The organism is Nocardia rhizosphaerae (assembly GCF_042650365.1).
Lineage (GTDB): Bacteria > Actinomycetota > Actinomycetes > Mycobacteriales > Mycobacteriaceae > Nocardia > Nocardia rhizosphaerae.
Genome location: NZ_JBHSBA010000007.1, coordinates 266526 through 287494, shown reverse-complemented (window position 1 = coordinate 287494; position 20969 = coordinate 266526). Strand labels below are relative to the sequence as shown.

19 protein-coding genes are annotated in these 20969 nt (G+C 68.7%); 5 read left to right on the top strand and 14 right to left on the bottom strand.

What is annotated here, in order from left to right; genetic code table 11:
- The first annotated feature begins 50 nt into the window (after nucleotides 1-50).
- Nucleotides 51-578, top strand: coding sequence for a DinB family protein (locus tag ACFOW8_RS16115; protein ID WP_378551438.1), 528 nt, complete (start codon nucleotides 51-53; stop codon nucleotides 576-578).
- Here ACFOW8_RS16115 and ACFOW8_RS16110 read toward each other — a convergent pair.
- A complete protein-coding gene (locus ACFOW8_RS16110; RefSeq protein ID WP_378551437.1) occupies nucleotides 541-3042 on the bottom strand; it encodes a tetratricopeptide repeat protein in 2502 nt (833 codons plus the stop codon). The genes ACFOW8_RS16115 and ACFOW8_RS16110 overlap by 38 nt on opposite strands.
- 175 nt (nucleotides 3043-3217) lie before the next feature.
- Between ACFOW8_RS16110 and ACFOW8_RS16105 the strand changes: the two genes are divergently transcribed.
- Complete coding sequence (locus tag ACFOW8_RS16105; RefSeq protein ID WP_378551436.1) at nucleotides 3218-3673, top strand: carboxymuconolactone decarboxylase family protein; 456 nt, start codon at nucleotides 3218-3220, stop codon at nucleotides 3671-3673.
- A 35-nt stretch (nucleotides 3674-3708) separates the two neighbouring features.
- Complete coding sequence (locus tag ACFOW8_RS16100; RefSeq protein ID WP_378551435.1) at nucleotides 3709-4146, top strand: nitroreductase family deazaflavin-dependent oxidoreductase; 438 nt, start codon at nucleotides 3709-3711, stop codon at nucleotides 4144-4146.
- 333 nt (nucleotides 4147-4479) lie between these two features.
- Here the strand turns inward: ACFOW8_RS16100 and ACFOW8_RS16095 are convergent, their stop codons facing one another.
- The 6 genes from ACFOW8_RS16095 to ACFOW8_RS16070 form a co-directional block, all read right to left on the bottom strand.
- On the bottom strand, nucleotides 4480-5892 hold the full coding sequence (locus tag ACFOW8_RS16095) for a vWA domain-containing protein (RefSeq protein ID WP_378551434.1): 1413 nt from the start codon (nucleotides 5890-5892) through the stop codon (nucleotides 4480-4482).
- The gene (locus ACFOW8_RS16090) at nucleotides 5879-6760 is read right to left on the bottom strand and encodes an AAA family ATPase (protein WP_378551433.1); all 882 of its coding nucleotides are present in this window, start codon (nucleotides 6758-6760) and stop codon (nucleotides 5879-5881) included. Before ACFOW8_RS16090 ends, ACFOW8_RS16095 begins: the two co-directional genes overlap by 14 nt.
- A gap of 55 nt (nucleotides 6761-6815) precedes the next feature.
- Entirely contained in the window at nucleotides 6816-8180 is a 1365-nt protein-coding gene (locus ACFOW8_RS16085) for a DUF2252 domain-containing protein (RefSeq protein WP_378551432.1), read from the bottom strand.
- Between the two features lie 231 nt (nucleotides 8181-8411).
- Nucleotides 8412-9413: a ketol-acid reductoisomerase gene (gene ilvC, locus ACFOW8_RS16080; RefSeq protein ID WP_378552030.1), complete on the bottom strand. Its 1002-nt coding sequence runs from the start codon at nucleotides 9411-9413 to the stop codon at nucleotides 8412-8414.
- A gap of 76 nt (nucleotides 9414-9489) precedes the next feature.
- Nucleotides 9490-9993, bottom strand: coding sequence for an acetolactate synthase small subunit (gene ilvN, locus ACFOW8_RS16075; RefSeq protein WP_067493262.1), 504 nt, complete (start codon nucleotides 9991-9993; stop codon nucleotides 9490-9492).
- Nucleotides 9990-11927, bottom strand: coding sequence for an acetolactate synthase large subunit (locus tag ACFOW8_RS16070; protein WP_378551431.1), 1938 nt, complete (start codon nucleotides 11925-11927; stop codon nucleotides 9990-9992). Before ACFOW8_RS16070 ends, ilvN begins: the two co-directional genes overlap by 4 nt.
- Before the next feature lie 319 nt (nucleotides 11928-12246).
- Between ACFOW8_RS16070 and ACFOW8_RS16065 the strand changes: the two genes are divergently transcribed.
- Both ACFOW8_RS16065 and ilvD read left to right on the top strand, forming a co-directional pair.
- Nucleotides 12247-13002: a PH domain-containing protein gene (locus tag ACFOW8_RS16065; protein ID WP_378551430.1), complete on the top strand. Its 756-nt coding sequence runs from the start codon at nucleotides 12247-12249 to the stop codon at nucleotides 13000-13002.
- Between the two features lie 211 nt (nucleotides 13003-13213).
- Nucleotides 13214-15055 (top strand): dihydroxy-acid dehydratase, encoded by a 1842-nt coding sequence (gene ilvD, locus ACFOW8_RS16060; protein WP_378551429.1) that lies wholly within the window; start codon nucleotides 13214-13216, stop codon nucleotides 15053-15055.
- A gap of 154 nt (nucleotides 15056-15209) precedes the next feature.
- On the opposite strand, the gene ACFOW8_RS16055 is transcribed toward ilvD, so the two are convergent.
- Genes ACFOW8_RS16055 through ACFOW8_RS16025 form a run of 7 tightly spaced genes read right to left on the bottom strand, consistent with a single transcriptional unit; the run spans nucleotide 15210 to nucleotide 20965 of the window.
- Nucleotides 15210-16409: a hypothetical protein gene (locus ACFOW8_RS16055; protein WP_378551428.1), complete on the bottom strand. Its 1200-nt coding sequence runs from the start codon at nucleotides 16407-16409 to the stop codon at nucleotides 15210-15212.
- Nucleotides 16410-16425: 16 nt separating this feature from the next.
- Nucleotides 16426-16788: a phage tail fiber protein gene (locus ACFOW8_RS16050; protein WP_378551427.1), complete on the bottom strand. Its 363-nt coding sequence runs from the start codon at nucleotides 16786-16788 to the stop codon at nucleotides 16426-16428.
- A 53-nt stretch (nucleotides 16789-16841) separates the two neighbouring features.
- Nucleotides 16842-17171 (bottom strand): LtfC-like domain-containing protein, encoded by a 330-nt coding sequence (locus ACFOW8_RS16045; RefSeq protein WP_378551426.1) that lies wholly within the window; start codon nucleotides 17169-17171, stop codon nucleotides 16842-16844.
- A gap of 2 nt (nucleotides 17172-17173) precedes the next feature.
- Nucleotides 17174-17365, bottom strand: a complete 192-nt coding sequence (locus ACFOW8_RS16040) for a hypothetical protein (RefSeq protein ID WP_378551425.1) — start codon at nucleotides 17363-17365, stop codon at nucleotides 17174-17176.
- A complete protein-coding gene (locus tag ACFOW8_RS16035) occupies nucleotides 17362-19008 on the bottom strand; it encodes a hypothetical protein (protein ID WP_378551424.1) in 1647 nt (548 codons plus the stop codon). The genes ACFOW8_RS16040 and ACFOW8_RS16035 overlap by 4 nt, the downstream gene beginning before the upstream one ends.
- Nucleotides 19005-20552 (bottom strand): hypothetical protein, encoded by a 1548-nt coding sequence (locus ACFOW8_RS16030; protein ID WP_378551423.1) that lies wholly within the window; start codon nucleotides 20550-20552, stop codon nucleotides 19005-19007. Before ACFOW8_RS16030 ends, ACFOW8_RS16035 begins: the two co-directional genes overlap by 4 nt.
- Nucleotides 20549-20965 carry a phage gene 29 protein family protein gene (locus ACFOW8_RS16025; RefSeq protein WP_378551422.1) on the bottom strand — a complete coding sequence of 139 codons (417 nt, stop codon included), beginning with the start codon at nucleotides 20963-20965 and terminating at the stop codon, nucleotides 20549-20551. Before ACFOW8_RS16025 ends, ACFOW8_RS16030 begins: the two co-directional genes overlap by 4 nt.
- Nucleotides 20966-20969 lie beyond the last annotated feature (4 nt).

The window sequence follows — 20969 nt, the reverse complement described above, 5'->3', positions numbered from 1 at the left end:
GCAATGGCCGCTACCTTGGGTTTCACACCGACAACGAAGGGACTCCGCTGATGACCACCCCCACGCTCCTCGACGCCGAACGCACCGATCTGCTCGACCTGCTGGCCAAGCACCGCCACTTCCTCCGGTTCACCACCCGCGAGCTGACCGATGAACAGGCCGCGCAGCGCACCACCGTCAGCGAGCTGTGCCTCGGCGGGCTGATCAAGCACGTCACCGAGGTGGAGTCGAACTGGGCGAACTTCATTGTCGAAGGCCCTGGCCCGATCCCCGACTCCGCGTCGATGAGCGAAGCGGATATCGCCGCGTGGGGCGACAACTTCCGGATGCTGCCGGGCGAAACCCTGGCCGGCCTGCTCGCCGAGTACGAGCGGGTGGCGGCCCGCACTGACGAACTGGTGCGCACACTGCCCGACCTGAACGCCAGTCACCCGCTGCCCGAAGCTCCGTGGTTCGAGCCGGGGGTGCGCTGGACCGCGCGGCGCACGCTGCTGCACATCGTCACCGAGACCGCGCAGCACTCCGGCCACGCCGACATCATCAGGGAAGCACTGGACGGCGCGAAGTCGATGGGCTGAGGTCGGCCAGGATCGCCTCCGCCGCGGCGCGATGGTGCGCCGCGGCGTCCGGGTCGGTGGCCTCGAGCACGTCGGCGATGCCGTGATTGGCGGTCGCCTCCTCGAACCGGTAGCCGAGTCCCGGTGCGAGGGCGAGGGTTTCGCGATACAGCCGCAGCGCATCGGCGGTCTGCCCGGCCAGCGCGCAGGTTTCGGCGTATCCGTTGAGGAAGTGGATCTTCCAGTGTTCCTCGAAGAGTTCGTCGAGGAGGGCGAAGGCGGCGCGATGGGCGGCGAGGGCCTCGGGGTAGCGGCCCATGCGCCGCAAGGCGACGCCCTGACAGTTCAGGCACCAGGCCTCGTTGTGTTTGTGACCGTCGGCGCGGGCCGATTCCAGTGCGCCGCCGAGGTGTTCGAGTGCCTCCTCGGGCGCCTCGGCGGCGATGGCGACCCCGAGGGTGATCTCGGCCTGGAGCGACGGCGGCCACGACGGGTCGTCGGCGGTGATGGCCAGCGCCTCGCGGGCCAGCTCGGCGGCACGCTCGGGTTGCCCCAAGCGCAGCACCGCCCATGCCTCGCCCGCCAGCGCGTCGGCGGCGCTGCGTGGGCAGCCGCTGGTGGCGTAGAGGTCGCGGGCCAGGCGGAACAGCTCGAGCGGTTCCTCGGTATCGCCTTCGTCCCAGCGCAGGTGGGCGCGACGCATGGTCAACTCGGCGCGTGGCAGCGGGTCGCCGACCGCGGCGATCAGGGATGCGGCGGCGGCGTACGCGTCGGCGGCCTCGGTCATCCGGCCGGCGTTGTAGCGGGCGAAACCGAGGTCGCTGTGCGCCTCGGCGAGCTGACGCGGGTCACCGAGGTGTTCGGCGGCCGTCAGCGACTGTTCGAACAGGGCGTTGAGATGGGTGGTGCCGCAACGTCTCGCGAAGAAGGTGCGCATGAAGCGCGGCAGCTCGCAGACGTGCACGTCGGCACCGGCCTCGACCGCGGTGTAGAACACGGCCATGAGGTTGGTGTACTCGGCGACGAACCAGAAGAACGCCGCGTCGCGACCGGAGAACGACGGCAGGTCCCTTGGCGGCGAGCCCGCCGACACCGGACGGGTCGGTGACACGAACGGCATCGCCGCGTCGGCGGCGGCCGCGGTGTGCACGTAGTAGTCGAGGACACGCCCCAGCGCGCGGGCCCGATCGGTATCGGAGTCTTCGGCGAAGGCGGCCGTGCGGGCGTGCTGACGGACCAGATCGTGCAACCGGTACCGTCCTTCGGCGGGCTGCTGGACCAGATGCGCGTCGAGCAGATCCTCGAGCATGGTCCTGGCCGCCCGCAGCGGTACGTCGGCGACGGCGGCCGCGACGTAGTCGGTGAAGGTGGAACCGGGGATCAGCCCGAGCAGGCGGAACAGGCGGCGCTGATCGCGCTTGAGCTGACGCACCGACATCCCGAACGCGGTGTCGAATTCGGTGGCGCCCTCGGCCATGCGTTCCACCAGGATCCCGACCGACCAGCCGGGACGATGCCGCAGCCGGGCCGCGGCCAGGCGCAACGCCAGCGGCAGGTTGCCGCACAGCCGCAACACCTCGGCGGCGTGTTCCGGTTCGCGGGCGAGCCTGCCGTCGGGTCCACGGGAATCGCCGCTGGCACGGGCCAGCAGTTCGGCGCTCTCCTCGGCGGTGAGGACATCGAGGGTCACCGGCGGCACTTCGTCGAGTTCGAGCAGCCGGTTGCGGCTGGTGATGATGGCCACCGACTCCCCCGCCCCCGGCAGCAACTGGCTGACCTGCGCGGCGTCGGCGACATTGTCGAGCACGATCACCGCCCGCAACCGTGCCAGCTCCGAGCGCCAGCAGGCCGCCCGCAGCTCCACCCCACCGTCCTGCGGCACCTTCTCCGAGGGCACCTGCAATGCGGCGAGCAGGGCACGCAGCGCGGCATCGGGGTCGAGCGGCTGACGGCCGTCGGTGAATCCGTGCAGGTCGAGGTAGAGCTGGGCGTCGGGATAGTCGGCGGTGAGCCGGTGCGCGGCGTGCACCGCGAGCGAGGTCTTGCCGACGCCGGCCATGCCGTCGACGGCCACCACCCGGTGCGAACCGACCGCAGCCAGCACGTCGGCGAGCGCCTGGTCGCGGCCGGTGAAGTCGGGGACGTCGCGGGGCAGATCGTTGCGCGGCGGTGGTGGGGCGTCGGCGGGCGGGCTCGGCGGCGCGACCTGGCGGCTGGTCTTCGGCGGCGCGGGCAGCGGGCTGCCCGCCCGCTCCCACAGCGGCCGCAACGGCCGCGGATCGCGTTTGACCAACCGGCACAGTTCCACCACCGCGGGCCAGGGCGGCACCGTCTGACCGCTGAGATAGCGCGACAGCGACGACGAGCTCAGACCGGTATCGCGCGCCAGCGCGCGCACGCCGCGACCGGACAGCTCCTGGATCATGCGCAGCCGCGCGGCCAGCTCGTCTGGCGGGTACGCCCGCGTCCGCTGTTGCACTACCACCGTTCCACTCCGTTGTCCCGGCCCGGAACGGAAAGTTCAGTGTGAACAATCGGGAGGTCAGGGCCGTTTTCCACTGTCCCACAGTGTCCCACAGCCATCGTTTTCCCGCGCTGGGCGGGCTGTTATGGAGACACACCGCGAACAGCGGAGAACATCCCGAACGAAGGAGAACGTCATGCAGTCCCGGATGCAGAACCCCGCCATGGTCCTCACCGACGCGATGGGCCCGATCCAGCAGGTGCTCAAGGCCGTCCAGACCGGCGGAGTCGACGGCGAGATCCTGGAACTGGTGCATCTGCGGGTCAGCCAGATCAACGGCTGCAGCGCCTGCGTTGACGGCGGCACCAAGACCGCCCGCAAGGCCGGCGTCAGCGAAGACCGGCTCGCCACCGTCGTGGCCTGGCGCGAGACCCCGTACTTCACCGAGGAGGAGCGCGCCGCGCTCGAGCTCGCCGAGGCCGCCACCCGCATGGCCGACCGGCCGGGTGCCGTCACCGACGAGGTCTGGGACGCGGCCGCCAGCTACTTCGACGAGCGCCAGCTCGCCGCTATCGTGCTGATGATCGGCGTCACCAACATGTTCAACCGGCTCAACGCGACCACCCGCCAGATCGCGGGCGCCTGGGGCTGAGCACCCGAACACCGACTCCGAAAGGACCACTTCCGATGGCCGAGAACTCCCACGGCGGTTTCTCCCGCTGGATGCAGCACACGATGAACGCGCGGATGAACCGCAAGATCCGCAAGGGCAAGGGCACCTTCATGGGCATGAACGTGCTGATCCTGAACACGGTCGGGCGCCGCAGCGGCGAACCGCGCCAGACCCCCATCTCCTGGTTTCCCGGCGACGACGACGCCTGGCTGCTCGTCGCCTCCGGCGGCAAGAACGGGGCACCGGACTGGCAGCGCAACCTGCTGGCCCACCCCGAGCAGGCCACCATCGAACTGCCCGGCGAGCAGCCGCGACCGGTGGCACCGCAGGTCCTGATCGGCCAGGAGCGCGACACCGCGTGGGCGGCCATCACCGCCGAGCAGCCACGGTATGCCAAGTACCAGGCCAAGAGCGAGCACGAGTACGCGGTCGTGCGGTTGACCCCGCGATGACCAGCGCGACGGTGGGCTGCCCAGACCTGGGCAGCCCACCCGTACGGCACCCGACACCCGTGACCGCTCGCCTGGGCAGCACCCGGCGCCGGTGACGGCTCACCTGGACGCTCCCGACACCTGTGGCAGCTCACCGCGGGAAACACCAGCCGCCCTGAGAGCTCGCCGCAGACCCGATCAGGGCAGCTCGAGGTCGGGTCAGGTCGGCGGCCGGGGAACTGTGCGTGGGCAACGGCCCCGAACACCGTCAACTCGCACAGGGGATTCGAGCCGAAGCAGACGCACAGCGACGAATCGGTGAGCCCGCTCCGGCACAGCCCGGCCAGATGCCGTTCAGGCGGGCAACAACCTGCCGATCACCTCGGCGAGCTGCCGCACATTGCGGCATTCGTGCATGGTGACGACCTCCGTGTAGGCCTCGGCGGCGGAATCACCGGTGTTCCACGACCGCGACGGCTCCGGGTTGAGCCAGTACACCGCCTTCGCACGCTCGGAGACCGATTCCAGCGCAGCAAGATTCGGGTCGGTTCGATTGGTGCGCGCATCACCGAGGATCAATACGCAGGTGCGCGGGCCCACCGCGTCGAGGTAGTGGTCGACGAATCCCTGCAGTGCCTCTCCGTAGTTGCTGGAGCCGAATCGGGCAACGCCGGCCTCGCGCACGATGTCCTCGGCGAAACCAGGCACCGGCGGCTCACCCGGCGTGAAGTAGCCGGTGATCTCGGCGCAGGTGTCGACGAAGCCGAAGCTGCGGACCCGGCTGAACTGGTCCTGCAGGGCCTGCACCAGCTGCAGCGTGAACTCCGCGAACCCGCTCACCGAGCCCGAGACATCAGCCAGCACGACCAGATCCGGGCGGCCATGCCTGCGGGCACGCAGCACCGGATCGATCGGCACCCCGCCGGTGCCCATCGACCGGCGCAGCGTGCGGCGCAGGTCGATCTGCCCGCGCACGGCTCGCTTCCTGCGCACCGCGAGGCGGGTGGCGAGCTTACGGGCCAGCGGATGCACGAGGCGACGCATCTCGGCCAGGTCCTGCGAGCGAGCGCCGAGGAAATCGAGACTGTCGCCTGCGCTTTCGACACCGCGCCGGGCGATCTGCTCGATGCCGCGCAGCTCGGCCGATCGCAGCCTGGCCTCCGCCTGGACGGCGGCCCGGAAGCGGTCGACCCGGCGGCGGGCCTCTATCGAGTGCACCGCAGCGTCGAATTGTCCTGCTCCGCCCAGTGTTTGGGCCACTTCCTCGGAAATCTGGTCGGGACGCAGTGATTTCATGGTCAGGTACGAGGACCAGCCCGCACCCGAGGCGCCACTCACCCGGCCCGCGGTCTCCCCGGCGCCGCCGTACGCGCCGAAGGTGTCGAGTGCTTCCCGGGCCAGCTCGGCGGTGTCCTCGCCCGCGACCAGCGCCGCGGTCACCCGCTCCCGCACCGAACCTGGATCGGCCGCAGCGCGCCGCATCGGTCTTCCACCACCGAAGAACAGGTCGAAAAGCTGGTCGAAAACCGAGCGCTGGCCGTTGCGGCGCAGCAGGCATGCGGCCAGACCGGAGCGCAGCATCGCGAGGTCGGCGGTGCCGAGCGCCACGATCGCCGCGGCGGCGTCGACGGTTTCGCTGGGGCCTGCGTGAATGCCGTGCTCGCGAAGCAGACCCACGAAGTCGACCAGCCGGTCTGCGGTCGGCGTGGGTGTCGCGTCTTCGGTGGAGCGACGATCGCGTCCGCCGAAGCTCTCAGCGCGGACCATCATCGCGTCCATCGAGTGCGAGCCGCTCGATCGCGACACGATGATCGGACTGGTATTTCAACAGCACACCGAGTGTCGAACGGACCACTCCCGCCGACAGCGAGCGAGTGCCCAAGGCCACCAGCGTCTTCGCCCAGTCCACGGTCTCGGCGATCGACGGCGCCTTGCGCAGCGACAGCTGACGCAGGGCGCTCACCGTCGTCACCACCGGCTCGGCCAGCGCGGCGTCCAGTTCCGGCACCTTCAGCCGCACGATCGCCTTCTCCAGCTCCGCCGTCGGATAGTCGATGTGCAGGAACAGACAGCGTCGTTTCAGCGCCTCCGACAGCTCCCGGTGCGCATTGGAGGTGAGCAGCACGAACGGTTTGCGGACCGCGGTGACGGTGCCCAGCTCGGGAATGCTCACCTGGTAGTCGCTGAGCACCTCGAGCAGCAGGCCCTCGATCTCCACGTCGGCCTTGTCGAGCTCGTCGATCAGCAGGACCGTCGGCTCGGGGTTGCCGATCGCGGCGAGCAGCGGCCGGGCGAGCAGGAATTCCTCGGTGAAGACGTGTTCGCGGGTGTCCTCCCAGCCTTCGCCGGAGGTGGCGGTGATGCGCAGCAGCTGCTTGGCGTGATTCCACTCGTAGAGCGCCCGCGCCTCGTCGATGCCCTCGTAGCACTGCAGCCGGATCAGCTCGGCCGAGGCCGCCGCGGCGACGGCCTTGGCCAGCTCGGTCTTGCCGACACCGGCCGGGCCCTCGATCAGCAGGGGTTTGCCGAGCCGGTCGGCCAGGAAGACAGCCGTCGCGATGTCCAGGGACGGCAGGTACCCGGCTGCCGTCAGCCGGTCGGTCACCTGGTCCACCGAGTCAAAGAACCTACTCATCGGTAACCAGTGTAGGCGCAGGCCCGATCGACGCACCGCACCGAGGGCCGCGCGCTCAGTACGCCTGCGCCGCCGCGGTGATCCGGCCGGACTCGATCGCCGCCAGCAACGAGAGCCGATCGGCGTGGGTCTGATCGCCGTAGGCGAGACCGAACTCGCCCATCGCCCGATCGAACCGGTCGCTCGTGCCGAGGTAGGTGGCGATGGCGACACGGTCGCCGGAGCGGGCATGCGCACGGGCGAGCACCGAACCACACAGGCCCGCGTACTGGGCGAGCTCGCGGTGCGCCAGGTTCGCGATATCGGCCGATCCCTTCATGTCACGCAGCTGCCGCCAATAGAAGAACCGGCCGGCCGGACCCGTCGCCCAGCCGAGGAAGACATCGCTGACCGACTGCATCAGCCGTTGACCCACCACCACCCGGTGGCCCTGATGGTGATACTTGCTCGCCTTCAGATGCGCCGCGAGTACCGAGGCCTCGGCCTCCTTCACCTGCAGGAACAGCGGGCTGCCCGATTCCTTGTCCATCATGAGCACGATGAAGCACCTGGTGCCGACACTGCCGACACCCACCACCTTCATCGCCTGGTCGACCACGCGGTACCGGTCGATGAGGGTACGGCGCTCATCGGGCAGGCTGCGCCGGAAATCGGCGAACACGTCGTCGACCTCCTTGCCGTCGGCCGACTCGATCGGCACCAGCAGGGGCGGCTGATTCTTGATCCGGGGGACACCGTTCGCGTCGGGTTCGGTGAGCTTGTTCAGCGCCTGCAAGCTGGTCCTGCCGCGCGCCGAGCTGACCGTCTTGTCGAACCGCTTGCGCACCTTCGGCTTCTGGATCAGTTCGGCCACCTGGTCGACGTCGACGAGCTCGTACCACACGGTCAGGCTGTCGGTCCCGGCCAGTTGATGCATCGTCTCACGGTACCCGCGCCCGGCGGCCTCAACGGCGGAGGCCGCGCGCGCGTCGTCGCAGCCGTTGTCGCGGGCGGCCACCGCCACACTGGCGGCCAGGCGTTTGACGTCCCATTCGAACGGACCTGGCAGCGTCTCGTCGAAGTCGTTGACGTCGAACACGAGATTGCGTTCCGGCGACGCGTAGAGCCCGAAGTTCGACAGGTGCGCGTCACCGCAGAGCTGCACGGTCAGGCCGGTGTTCGGGCCCTGCGCCAGATCGGCGGCCATGATCGCGGGGGCACCGCGCAGAAAGGTGAACGGCGACTGCCGCATCCGCGCGTACCGGATCGGCACCAGCTCCGGCACCCTGGTCGCGGCCTGCCGCTCCAGAATCGACACCGGATCCTCCCGATCCGGCCCCGCACCCCACTCCCCCAGTTGTGACCGCGAGACCCGCTTGCGTGCGGCCTTCCCCTGCTCGGCCGCCTCGCCCGCGAAGTCGGCCACCGTCTCTTTCGTCATCGAGCAAGTCTCGCGCTACCCTGCCCCAACAGCAAGAACCCGCGCCGCATCGAGCAACGGCAAACACCGAAGAACCAGCTCAGTCGACAACGGCACGCGCAGATCAGGCCGGGTTCATGCGAAGCGGAGCGACGGTCGGCCGACGGAGTCTCCGAGCGGCGCACCCGGCCGAACGCGAAGGGCCCATCCGATCCGGGGATCGAATGGGCCCTTGCGGCGAACAGCGAGAACTTACGCGGTCTCGGTGATCGGGCGGTCGACCCAGCTCATCAGCCCGCGCAGCTTGGCGCCGGTGACCTCGATGGGGTGCTCGGCGTTGGCCTTGCGCAGGCCCTCGAGCTCCTTGTTGCCGCCCTCGACGTTGGCGACCAGGCGCTTGACGAAGGTGCCGTCCTGGATGTCCTTCAGGATCGCCTTCATGCGCTCCTTGGTGTCGGCGTCGATGACGCGCGGACCGGACAGGTAGCCACCGAACTCCGCGGTGTCCGACACCGAGTAGTTCATCCGCGCGATGCCGCCCTCGTACATCAGGTCGACGATCAGCTTCAGCTCGTGCAGCACCTCGAAGTAGGCCATCTCCGGCGCGTAACCGGCCTCGACCATGACCTCGAAACCGGTCTTGACCAGTTCCTCGGTGCCACCGCAGAGCACGGCCTGCTCACCGAAGAGGTCGGTCTCGGTCTCTTCCTTGAAGGTGGTCTTGATGACGCCGGCGCGGGTGCCGCCGATGCCCTTGGCGTAGGACAGCGCCAGGGCCTGGCCCTCGCCGGTCGGGTCCTGGTCGACGGCGATCAGAGCCGGAACACCCTTGCCGTCGGAGAACTGACGGCGCACGAGGTGGCCGGGGCCCTTCGGGGCGACCATCGCGACGGTGACGTTGGCGGGCGCCTTGATCAGACCGAAGTGGATGTTGAGGCCGTGGCCGAAGAACAGCGCGTCGCCGTCCTTCAGGTTGGGCTCGATGTCGTTGGTGAAGATCGAGGCCTGCGCGGTGTCGGGCGCCAGCACCATGATCACGTCGGCCCACGCGGCGACCTCGGCGGGAGTGCCGACGGTCAGCCCGGCCTCCTCGGCCTTCGGGCGCGACTTCGAACCCTCAGCCAGGCCGACGCGCACGTCGACACCGGAGTCGCGCAGGCTCAGCGAGTGCGCGTGGCCCTGGCTGCCGTAGCCGATCACGGCGACCTTCTTGCCCTGGATGATCGACAGGTCAGCGTCGTCGTCGTAGAACATCTCGACTGCCACTTTGGTTGGTCCCTTCTGATGTATTCGGTCAGTAGAAGTTATCGCGGAGGTTGCTGCGCGCGGTTCAGCGGGTGGCGGTGATGGACTTCGGCCCGCGACCGACAGCCACCACACCCGACTGCACGATCTCGCGGATGCCGTACGGCTCCACCATGCGCAGCAGCGCGTCCAGCTTGGAGCGGGTGCCGGTGGCCTCGATGGTCAGCGCGTCGGGCGAGACGTCGATCACCTTGGCGCGGAACAACTGCACGGCCTCGATCACCTGGGTGCGCACCGACGCGTCGGCGCGCACCTTCACCAGGATCAGCTCGCGGGCCACCGAGGCGTCGGCGTCCTGCTCCACGATCTTGATGACGTTGACCAGCTTGTTGAGCTGCTTGGTGACCTGCTCGAGCGGCAGATCGTCGACGGTGACGACGATGGTCATGCGTGAGATCTCCGGGATCTCGGTGCCACCGACAGCCAGCGACTCGATATTGAAGCCGCGGCGCGAGAACAGGCTCGCGACGCGGGCCAGCACGCCCGGCTTGTCCTCGACGAGGACGCTCAGCGTGTGGGTCGTGCTCATTCGTGGGAACCCTTCTCGAATGCCGCCTGCTCGCGCTCCATCGCCTCGTGGATGACGGCCGGTTCGGAGACCTGCTCGTCCTCGTCGAAGAGCGGACGGATGCCGCGGGCGAACATGATCTCGTCGTTGCTGGTGCCCGCGGCGACCATCGGCCACACCTGGGCGTCCTTGCCGACGATGAAGTCGATCACCACGGGGCGGTCGTTGATGGCCTGGGCCTGCCGGATGGCGGCCTCGACGTCCTCTTCCTTCTCCACCCGGATACCGACGCAACCCAGCGCCTCGGCCAGCTTGACGAAGTCGGGGATGCGCAGGGTGTGCGTGCCCAGATCGGTGTTGGAGTAACGCTCCTCGTAGAACAGCGTCTGCCACTGGCGGACCATGCCGAGGTTGCCGTTGTTGATCAGCGCGACCTTGATCGGCACGCCCTCCACGGCGCAGGTGGCCAGCTCCTGGTTGGTCATCTGGAAGCAGCCGTCACCGTCGACCGCCCAGACCTCCTTGTCCGGGGCGCCCATCTTGGCGCCCATGGCGGCCGGAACGGCGTAGCCCATGGTGCCGAGGCCACCGGAGTTGAGCCAGGTGCGCGGGTTCTCGTACTTGATGAACTGCGCGGCCCACATCTGGTGCTGGCCGACACCGGCGCAGTACACGGCCTCCGGACCGGCGAGGCGGCCCAGCGCGTCGATGACGAACTCCGGCGACAGCGAACCGTCGGTCGGGGTCTTCCAGCCCAGCGGGTAGTGGTCGCGGATCCCACCGAGGTAGGCCCACCATTCGGTGAGGTTCAGCAGCGGTGCGGCACCGGCCTGCGGATCGGCCTTGAGGGTCTCGATCAGCTCGACGATCACCTCACGCGCGTCACCGACGATCGGGACGTCGGCGTGGCGGTTCTTGCCGATCTCGGCCGGGTCGATGTCGGCGTGGATGACGCGCGCGTCGGGCGCGAACGAGTCCAGCTGACCGGTGACACGGTCGTCGAAGCGGGCGCCGAGGGTGATCAGCAGGTCCGACTTCTGCAGTGCCGCGACGGCGCCGACGGTGCCGTGCATACCCGGCATGCCCATGTTCAGGGTGTGGCTGTCGGGGAACGCGCCACGCGCCATCAGCGTGGTGACCACCGGGATGCCGGTGAGCTCGGCCAGCTCGAGCAGTTCGGCCGAGGCGTCGGACTTGATAACGCCGCCGCCGACGTAGAGCACGGGAGCCTTCGACTCCATGATCATCCGCGCGGCCTCACGCACCTGCTTGCCGTGCGGCTTGGTCACCGGACGGTAGCCGGGCAGCCGCATCTCCGGCGGCCAGGAGAACGTGGTCTGGGCCTGCAGCGCGTCCTTGGTGATGTCGACCAGGACCGCGCCAGGACGACCCGAGGCGGCGAGGTAGAACGCCTCGGCCAGGATGCGCGGGATGTCGATCGGGTCCTTCACCAGGAAGTTGTGCTTGGTGATCGGCATGGTGATGCCGGAGATGTCGGCTTCCTGGAAGGCGTCGGTGCCGACCAGGCTGGACGGCACCTGACCGGTGATCGCCACGATCGGGACCGAATCCATCTGGGCGTCGGCCAGCGGGGTCACCAAGTTGGTGGCGCCGGGGCCGGATGTGGCCATACACACACCGACCTTGCCGGAGGCCTGGGCGTACCCAGTCGCCGCGTGACCGGCGCCCTGCTCGTGCCGCACCAGGACGTGGCGGACCTTGGTGGAGTCGAAGAGCGGGTCGTAGACGGGAAGGACCGCGCCGCCGGGAATGCCGAATACGGTGTCGACGTCGAGCTCTTCGAGGGACCGGACCACCGACTGCGCGCCGGTGACGCGCTCGGGCGCGACCTGTCGGCGGGTGGGGTTGGTCGCCGGGCTGCCAGCCGAAGGCTGACCAGCCGAAGGCGCTGACCTGCGGGCGGAGGGCCCGGGCCGTGCGGTAGGTGCACTCACCGTCTTCGTTCCTTACTTTGTCGTTCTGACCCCGGACAACACAGGCGTGCCTGACACGCGGTGCCTTTGACATAAAAAATCCCCCGACCAGCCAGGGCTGTTCGAGGGTGGCGCGTCGCAACGCGAGCTGACGTATTCGACTCAGGTAGTCAGGCTCAACGCTGGACGCGCCGGCCGATTACGAGCAACTCGTTTCTGATCACGCACACGACGTTATGCGCGCGTGAACCGAAGAGTCAAACAGACTACTCTCTGCATCCCATTATGTGGGACACGAGTGGTTGCGTGGGTCCGTGTACCAGGATGCGAGGATAGGAGGGTGTCATCACCGCATCAGTCCGTGCCACCGGCTAAATCGTCCCACACCGCCGCGGCGGGAACCGATACGGGTCGCCCGTCGCGCCCCGGCGGCCTGCGGGCGGTGAGCAAGGGCAGGCTCACCGCGATCGCCGTGGTGATCCTGGCGTACCTCGCCTTCGTCGTCGTCGGCACCGCGCAGGACACCTCGCTCGGGCTGCGGATCGGCCTGATCGTGCCAGTGGCGGTCATCGTCTGGCTGCTGCTGCCGCGCAGGGAGAGCGCCCCGACACCGGGCGTGCACGTGATCGGCGTGCCGCGACTGGCGTACATCGGTGTGCTCGTGCTCGCGTTCAGCGTGTTCTTCCCGTTCGTCGGCTGGCCCGCCGGGCTGTGGTGGCTGCTGTCGCTCCCGGTGATCGCGATCGTGTGGGTCATCAGGACGCACACCACGCTCTCGGACGCGGGACTCGAGCTCAGCTCGCTGTTCGGTAAGCGGCACCTGGACTGGGCACAGGTCAAGGGCATCAGCATCCCCAAGCGCGGGTACGTGCGGGCCCGGCTGGTCGACGACACGGAGGTGAAGCTGCCCGCGGTGGGCTACGACCGGTTGCGCGAGCTGATCGAGGCGTCCGGCGGGCGGCTGCCCGATGTGTTCGCCGCGGCCGAACAGGCCGAAGCCGAGCGGGCTCGAGTCGAGCGGGCCGAAGCCGAGCGGGCCGAAGCCGGTAGCAACGCCGAACGTGTCGAGGACGAGCCGACCGACCCGGTAAGCTGACGGCATCGGGCACCCCGCGCCGACGGCACCACCGCGGCGACACCTGGCGAGGACGGCACTCCCCCTCCGGCCCGGTTCCAGCCACCCCCTGTCCGCACCACCGGCGCGACGCGACCACCGCCCGCCGGAGTAACGTGCACGTTTGCCGGACGCAGGTCAGCCCCCTGCGCGCACGCTCGGACGCCCCCCAGCGACACACGAGGATTCCCCCATGCCACCGCTTCGCTCACGCACCACCACCATCGGCCGCAATGCCGCGGGCGCCCGCTCGCTCTGGCGCGCCACCGGGATGACCGACTCCGACTTCGGCAAGCCGATCGTGGCGATCGCGAACTCCTACACCCAGTTCGTTCCCGGCCACGTGCACCTGAAGAATGTCGGCGACATCGTGGCCGAGGCGGTGCGCGCCGCCGGTGGCGTGCCGCGTGAGTTCCACACCATCGCCGTCGACGACGGCATCGCCATGGGCCACGGCGGCATGCTCTACTCGCTGCCCTCGCGCGAGATCATCGCCGACTCGGTGGAATACATGGCCAACGCGCACACCGCCGACGCGCTGGTGTGTATCTCCAACTGCGACAAGATCACCCCCGGCATGCTCAATGCCGCCATGCGCCTGAACATCCCGGCGGTGTTCGTCTCCGGCGGCCCGATGGAGGCCGGTAAGGCGGTGGTCGTCGACGGTGTCGCGCAGGCCCCGCTCGACCTGGTGCACGCGATCTCCGCCAGCGCCAACCCGTCGGTGTCCGACGACGGTCTCGACGAGGTCGAGCGGTCGGCCTGCCCGACCTGCGGTTCCTGCTCCGGCATGTTCACCGCCAACTCGATGAACTGCCTCACCGAGGCACTCGGCCTCGCACTGCCGGGCAACGGCTCGACGCTGGCCACCCACACCGCGCGCCGTGCCCTGTTCGAGCGCGCGGGCCGGGTGATCGTCGACATCGCCAACCGCTGGTACCGCGAGGACGACGCCTCCGTGCTGCCACGCAATGTGGCCGACGCCAAGGCCTTCCGCAACGCGATGGCCCTCGACGTGGCGATGGGCGGGTCCACCAACACCGTGCTGCACACCCTCGCCGCCGCGCAGGAGGGCGAGATCGACTTCGATCTGAGCACCATCGACGAGATCTCGCGCCGGGTGCCCTGCCTGTCGAAGGTGTCGCCGAACTCGGACTACCACATGGAAGACGTGCACCGCGCCGGTGGTATCCCCGCCATCCTCGGTGAGTTGCGCCGCGCTGGCCTGCTCGAGACCGACGTGCACACCGTGCACGCGGCGAGCTTCGAGGAGTACCTCGACACCTGGGACATCCGCTCCGGCAAGGCCTCCGCGGAAGCGCTGGAACTGTTCCACGCCGCGCCCGGCGGGGTCCGCACCACCGAGCCGTTCTCCACCTCGAACCGCTGGTCCTCGCTGGACACCGACGCCGCGGGCGGCTGCATCCGCGACAAGGAGCACGCCTACACCGTCGAGGGCGGCCTGTGCGTGCTGCGCGGCAATATCGCGCCCGACGGCGCGATCCTCAAGACCGCCGGCATCGACGAGGACCTGTTCACCTTCGAGGGCCCGGCCGTGGTGGTCGAGTCGCAGGAGGAAGCGGTCTCGCTGATCCTTGGCAAGAAGATCCAGCCCGGCGACGTGATCGTCGTCCGCTACGAAGGCCCCTCCGGCGGCCCCGGCATGCAGGAGATGCTGCACCCCACCGCATTCCTGAAGGGCGCCGGCCTCGGCAAGGTGTGCGCGCTGATCACCGACGGCCGCTTCTCCGGCGGCACCTCGGGCCTGTCGATCGGCCATATCTCTCCCGAGGCAGCGCAGGGCGGCGTGATCGGCCTGATCGAGAACGGCGACCGCATCCGCATCGACGTGCACACCCGCGCGCTCGAAGTGCTGGTCTCCGACGACGTGCTCGCCGAACGCCGCTCGAAGATGGAAGCCTCCGAACGTCCGTGGCAGCCGGTGAACCGGGACCGCCCGGTGACCACCGCCCTGCGCGCCTACGCAGCACTGGCGACTTCCGCCGACAAGGGTGCGGTTCGCCAGGTGCCCTGATCGAAACAACAAAAGCGCCGGCCCCGAATCCGAGATCAGGATTCGAGGTCGGCGCTGTTGTTTCGCGGGCAGTCAGCTACCTCGATGAGGTAGCTCCCGGCAGTGGCTCAGGTCCACCAGAACCGACCGGGTGTGGCTCGGCGACCGAACTCGGTCAACGTGTCACCCGCACATAGGTACCGACTCCAGGATCGAGTGACGGGGTGTAGGCCGACAACGATTGATTACTCACGGCCTGCACAGTGACGACCGCGCCCGTGCTCAGATCGAGCGACGTCGACACCGTGGCCGTGGCCGAGCCGTTCGCAGGCACCTCGGTGACCGATCCAGTTGCCACGACCACACCATCGACCAGCAGCCGCAGCGTCACGTCGACCGTGAAGATGCTGCTGGCGGTGAACGTCGCGCCGGCGGAGATGGCCGCGCCCACCGAGCCCGTTTGCACAACCAGACCGTCGCCGGAGACTGCGCTTCCCGGGAAGTCCGCGGCATCCGCGGCCCACCCCGGAACCGTGGTCCACGTGGTAGTGATATCCGGCCAGCTGCCGATCTTGACCATGCCGGACGGACTGAACGCCGTCCGGTAGGCGACTTCCAGCGTTCCCGCTCCGGCAGCTCCCGCCGCGGCAGCCGCGCGGGGCTCTTGCCCGGCCGACAGCGCACCGACGCCCGACGCACCGGCCGGGTTGCCTACTCGCACCGACAGGGTGCCGCTGCCGGTCCGCCGTGCCCGCTGCCCGAGGTCAGCTCCTGGCGCCGCCGCACCAGTGAAAACGGCCGGCCGCATCACCGAGCCGACGGCAACCACTTCCGCGGTCGCGGCGCCTTCGGCACCACCGAGCGCGTCCTCGGGCGCAAGGCCGGAGTAGCGGCCGGTACCACGGAACAACGCCGACGTCGTTGCCACGGCCTCGAACGAGATCCCAGCCGTCCCGATCGCGCTACCGGCACCAGTCGTGCCGAGGTCGACGACACCGGAGCTACCGCCAGTTGCGGCGAACGGCGCCACCACCACCGCACCACCGGACCGGATCGCCACCGCGGCGACGGGCGTGCCGCCACCCGCCCCTTGCGGCCGCGCGGTCGACCGCCACGACTTCGACGCGTGCAGCGTCCCCTCCCCGCCGGTTTCGGCCGCACCGGTGGCGCGTGCAGCGTCCACGACGGCGGCCACGCCGCCCCCGCCACCGAACGCGGCCACCGAATACGGTTCGATCACCGGCACGTCGACATCGAGGCGGGAGAGCCCGGGGGCCGGCAACACGGCCTGGTGGACCAGGTCCACCGGTCGGGTCACGGCCGATGCCGGTTCCGAGGGTGGCACGGCACGCGTCGTGATCCGTTGCGTGGCCATGCTTGGTCCCCTTTCGTCAGGACTGGGTGAAGGTCGGGGTGATGAGCAGCTGCCCCTGTGCTCCGAGGGTGGTGGAGCTGATGGCGACCTTGTCGATGAAGTCGGTCTCACCGCCGGTCGCGGTCTTCCACAGCCCCACGTAGGTGTAGGTACCGGCGGGCAGATCGATGGTCACCTGGGCACCCGTGACGACACCACCGGTGCCGGAGGTCCAGGTGGTCTGCTTCCGTTCGTAGACCGGAGTGCCGCCGGAGGCCTCGTTGGTGCCGGTGGTGCCGGGGTCTGCGGTGTGGACACTGACAAACGCGGTATTCGAGCCGCCGATGTTCTTGTAGGCATCGGCAAGGGCCTGCCGGGTCGCGGACACAGCAATAGCCATGATGGAAATCCTCCTGGGGAGATGTGAAATGAAATGAAGGGCGCCGCAGCGCTTTACTGCTTGCGGCGGACGGCGCCGAAGAACCAGAGATATTCGGTGCTCGGTGTGGTCGGATAGGAGACGTACAGGCGGTATTTGGCGCCGGCCGGCACGATGTCGGCCAATTCGGCCTGGACCACGAAACGAGCTTCGGTCTCGGTGAGCACCGCCTGCCAGTTCGCGATCTCGTTGTCGCCGTTGTCGAGCACGACGATGCGGACCGCACTACCGCTCGGGAAGACCGAACCTGCGGGAAGTGCCAGTGTGTGGACGAAGTCGGCGCCTTTGGAAAGGACCAGGGTCAGGTTCGTCGGGTCGTGGCCCAATTGCTTTGCCGTGGCCATGATCAGCTCACCTCAGCGGTGGGTGCGACCGGGTCCGGTTCGACGAATACCGGTTCCGGGACGGGGTCCAGCGTGCCGAGAAAGATACTGCCGCGCCGCCGCGACACCCCCTCTGAAATAGTGGACACATACAAGGTGTCCTGGTTCACCTCCAGTTCGATGTCGAATCCTCCGATTGCGACTGACTTGCTCATAGATCCTCTACCTTCCAGAAATCCCAGCCGCCGCCGTTCACCCACGACACCCGTTCGTTTCCGAGTCCCGCGTATCGGTGCGCACGCCCGCTGGGCAGGATGCCGTCGGCATCGATATAGGTGACTACGTCCACCCAGTCGCCGCCGATCCGGCGCTGGGCGAGGTAGACATTTCCGATTGCTTTGATGCGCAGCACATCACCGCTGTTCACCGTGGTCTCGACCGCGGACAGCTGGGTCCAGGTGCCACCGGCGTACCGGTAGATCGCGATCGAGTTCTGCACCACGTTCAGCGAGACGAACTCGGTGTTGCCGGGGCCGGACCGCAGCATCAGCCAGGCGTGCCGCACGGTGGGGTCGATGACACAGCCGGTGACCATGTGGTCGTCGTAGTTCATCGACCTCGCGTACAGGTATCGGCGCACGCCGTCCGTCCCGCCGGACACCACGAAGACACCTGCGGCGACGCCCGCCGGCAAGGCCGTCATCCGGGCGAACGAGGTGGGGATCACGCCCCGGTCGAACCCTTCGTACCGGATCAGTTTCGGCGGGTCTCCACCGAGCAGTTTCTTGCTCAAGCCCACGTACGGGATGTCGCCGGAGCTGAAGTCGAGGGTGCTCTCTGCCAGCCTCTCGCCTACGGCCGGTGGGGTGGCCGCGGCGAACGTGGCCGCAGCCCGGGCAGGCTGAGCGGTCGCGGGTCGCGGTGACTCCGTGGCGGGGATGCCCAGGAGCGGGCGCACGGCACCCGGACCGCACTGATGCACACCGATGAACACCGATTCGCCGGTGTCGAAGACCAGGTCGACGGGCATCTCGACGGAGTGCTCGAACCGCGAGTTGGTGATCAGCGGGGTCTGGTCGGCGGACACCCATTCGATCCGGATGTCCCCGGATTCCAGGACCCGGCCCACCACCACGTACAGCGCACACGGATCGCCCGGCGCCGCGTCGACCATGTAGGTGACGAGTTGCCGGCCGCCGTCGAACCGAGACCGGATATACGCGCCCGCCAGCGCATTCGCGGGCGGTGTGGACACCGGAGTCCACCGGACGGAGAACGTTTGCGTCGAGTAGACCGGCAGGCCATTGCTGTCGTAGTAGGCGATATAGGTATAGGTGTAGGCGGCGTATCCGGGCTTGGTTCCGTAAACGACGTCCCAGGCCTTACGGACCAGCATGGCCCGCGGAATCGAGGATTCCTCGGCGAGATTCATCGCCGCCCAATACGGCCGGATCGGCAGCCCGTCGATCACCACCTGCACCCGCGAGTTCGTCGCCGCCAGCCCGTCACCGCTCTCGGTGACCATCCGTTCGGCCAGGTCGGCCACGCGCTGGGAGTCGCCGGCCGATGCCCGCGCCTCGGCGGCCTTCTCCCGCAACACTTGCGCCCAGCCCTGCAGATTCACCAAGCCACCGGTGAATCCGGTGACCGCTTCGCAGAAGTCGGCGGCGAACTCGTGCAGGCCGACCCGGACCGCCGTGGCGAGATTGACGGGGATCGCGGCGAAGCTGCGCACCATCTGTCCGCGTACCCGCTCCTCGATCTGCCGCTGGGTGACCCCGGGCAGCCCGGCGAGCGAATTGCCCTGTGACGCCGCACTGTAGGCACCATCGGGTACCAGGTGGTCGGGGCTGGTCACAGGTCTTCCGCCTTCCAATCGCCCCAACCGCCGCTGTCCGTCCAGGATTGGCGGGTGACGCCGAGCCCGGTGTACCGGTAGCCGGCTCCGCGCGGAATGACGTCGTCGACGTCGGTGTGGCTGAGTACCACCACCCACTCGCCGTCCACCAGCCGTTCAGCGGAGAACACGTTGCCCGCCGCGCGGATCCGGAACCGGTCCTCGTCGGCGACCGCGGTGTTCAATGCGGCCAGTTCCACCGACGATCCGCCGGTCCAGCGGTACATGCCGATAGCGCTGCTGCTCACCGACAACGTCACGTAGTCCGTGTTGGCCGCGTTGGACCGAATCAGCAGGCGGGCATATTGACTGCTGGGGTTACGGATCCGGCCGGAGACCAGTTGGTCGTCATAGTTCAGCGTCTGCCCGTACAGGTACCGGCGAATGCCGTCGTCGAGCCCGGACACCACGAACACACCACCGGACACGGTCGCGTAGCGGGCCGAGCACCGCACCATTGCCGTCGGCATTCCCGATTCGAAGTCTTCAAAGAAGCGCAACTGCACCGGATCGCCGGTGACCGAGGACTTCCCGAACGAGACGTACGGGATACGCCGCGAACCGAAGTCCAGCGTGCCGGCGGCCAACGCCGTTCCCGCCACCAGTGGTGCCGATGCCGCGAACTCGGCGTTGAGCTGCGGGGGCCACACCGTCGGCGGCCGAGGGATATCCGCCGCTTCGATTCCGAGCAGTGGACGCCGGTTGCCCGAGCCGAGCTGGTGCACGCCGACGAAGGCGGTCTCTCCCTGCTCGAAAACCAGTTCGGTAGGCAGCTCTACCGTGCGCTCGCCCCGGTTGTTCGTGATCGCCGGGGTCTGGTCGGGCGAAACCCATTCGATCCGGACATCACCCGACGGCAGCATCCGGCCGACCACCAGATGCAGCGCGCCCGGCGAGGACACCTGGTCCGGGATGTAGCTCACCACCTTGCGGCCACCGCTGTACAGACATCGGATGAACGCGCCGGTCAGCGTGTTCGCCGGCGGCACGAAGGCCGGGTCGTACTGCACAGAGACCACCGAACCCGATACCGAGATCGCGCGCACGGAGCGGTCGAGCATCGTGCGCGGGAACGACGACTCCTCGGTGAGGTTCATCGTCTCCCAGTACGGTTTGACCGGCAGCCCGTCGATCACCACCTGCACCTTGGAGTTGGTGGCTTCCAGGACCACCGTCTGGTTGTCGGCCGCCGACTGCGCACCGGAGGCGGTCTGCTGAGCGGTGACGGAGTCGTTCAGTGCCTGATCGGCGTCGGCCCGCAGGGTGCGCGCCCAACCGCTCAGATCGATGAATCCGCCGGTCGCGCCGGTGATCGCATCACACAGGTCGGCCAGGAAGTCCTTGACCCCGGCCTCGATCACCGCACCGAAGTTGATCGCGACATTCGAGAACGAGCGGACGACGGGTGCGGCCATCGCCGAGCGGGCCGCGTCCTCGGTCGGCTGCGGGATCCCGATACCGCCGGAAAGGGCGCCATCCGGCACGATCCGATCGGGGCTGGTCATGGCGTGCCGGCTTCGTAGCTGCCGGCCTGTGCCCCGTCGGTCCTGTCCGGGACCGGTTCGGCCAGGTCACCGGCCTCCCGCAGCTGCCGGACCAGTTCCCGGCGGGCGGCCACCGGCAGGTCCCGGATGGTGGGCACCGATTCCCGCACCGGCCGCGGAGTGCCCACCGGCACCCAGTTGCCCGACTGGGCGAGCCAGTGCTCACCGGCCGGGTCGGCCGGATGGTATTCGAGGGTCTGTTCCTCCGGATGGTGCCGGAAACCCAGATCCCACAGGTGTTTCGACCATTTTCCAAGCACCTGCTGCGGGACCAGGAGCGGTCCGTTGCGCGGACCTGGCAGGCCGACCAGTGCCCACAGGAAGGCGTCCTCGGGGTCGTTCGGATTGCATTCGTGTTGCAGGGGAAGCGGCATGATT

Coding starts and splice junctions, on each gene's coding strand:
- ACFOW8_RS16115 (WP_378551438.1), top strand. CDS start 51: ATGACCACCCCCACGCTCCTCGACGCCGAACGCACCGATCTGCTCGAC.
- ACFOW8_RS16105 (WP_378551436.1), top strand. CDS start 3,218: ATGCAGTCCCGGATGCAGAACCCCGCCATGGTCCTCACCGACGCGATG.
- ACFOW8_RS16100 (WP_378551435.1), top strand. CDS start 3,709: ATGGCCGAGAACTCCCACGGCGGTTTCTCCCGCTGGATGCAGCACACG.
- ACFOW8_RS16095 (WP_378551434.1), bottom strand. CDS start 5,892: ATGGTCCGCGCTGAGAGCTTCGGCGGACGCGATCGTCGCTCCACCGAA.
- ACFOW8_RS16090 (WP_378551433.1), bottom strand. CDS start 6,760: ATGAGTAGGTTCTTTGACTCGGTGGACCAGGTGACCGACCGGCTGACG.
- ACFOW8_RS16085 (WP_378551432.1), bottom strand. CDS start 8,180: ATGACGAAAGAGACGGTGGCCGACTTCGCGGGCGAGGCGGCCGAGCAG.
- ilvC (WP_378552030.1), bottom strand. CDS start 9,413: ATGTTCTACGACGACGACGCTGACCTGTCGATCATCCAGGGCAAGAAG.
- ilvN (WP_067493262.1), bottom strand. CDS start 9,993: ATGAGCACGACCCACACGCTGAGCGTCCTCGTCGAGGACAAGCCGGGC.
- ilvD (WP_378551429.1), top strand. CDS start 13,214: ATGCCACCGCTTCGCTCACGCACCACCACCATCGGCCGCAATGCCGCG.
- ACFOW8_RS16055 (WP_378551428.1), bottom strand. CDS start 16,409: ATGGCCACGCAACGGATCACGACGCGTGCCGTGCCACCCTCGGAACCG.
- ACFOW8_RS16050 (WP_378551427.1), bottom strand. CDS start 16,788: ATGGCTATTGCTGTGTCCGCGACCCGGCAGGCCCTTGCCGATGCCTAC.
- ACFOW8_RS16045 (WP_378551426.1), bottom strand. CDS start 17,171: ATGGCCACGGCAAAGCAATTGGGCCACGACCCGACGAACCTGACCCTG.
- ACFOW8_RS16040 (WP_378551425.1), bottom strand. CDS start 17,365: ATGAGCAAGTCAGTCGCAATCGGAGGATTCGACATCGAACTGGAGGTG.
- ACFOW8_RS16030 (WP_378551423.1), bottom strand. CDS start 20,552: ATGACCAGCCCCGATCGGATCGTGCCGGATGGCGCCCTTTCCGGCGGT.
- ACFOW8_RS16025 (WP_378551422.1), bottom strand. CDS start 20,965: ATGCCGCTTCCCCTGCAACACGAATGCAATCCGAACGACCCCGAGGAC.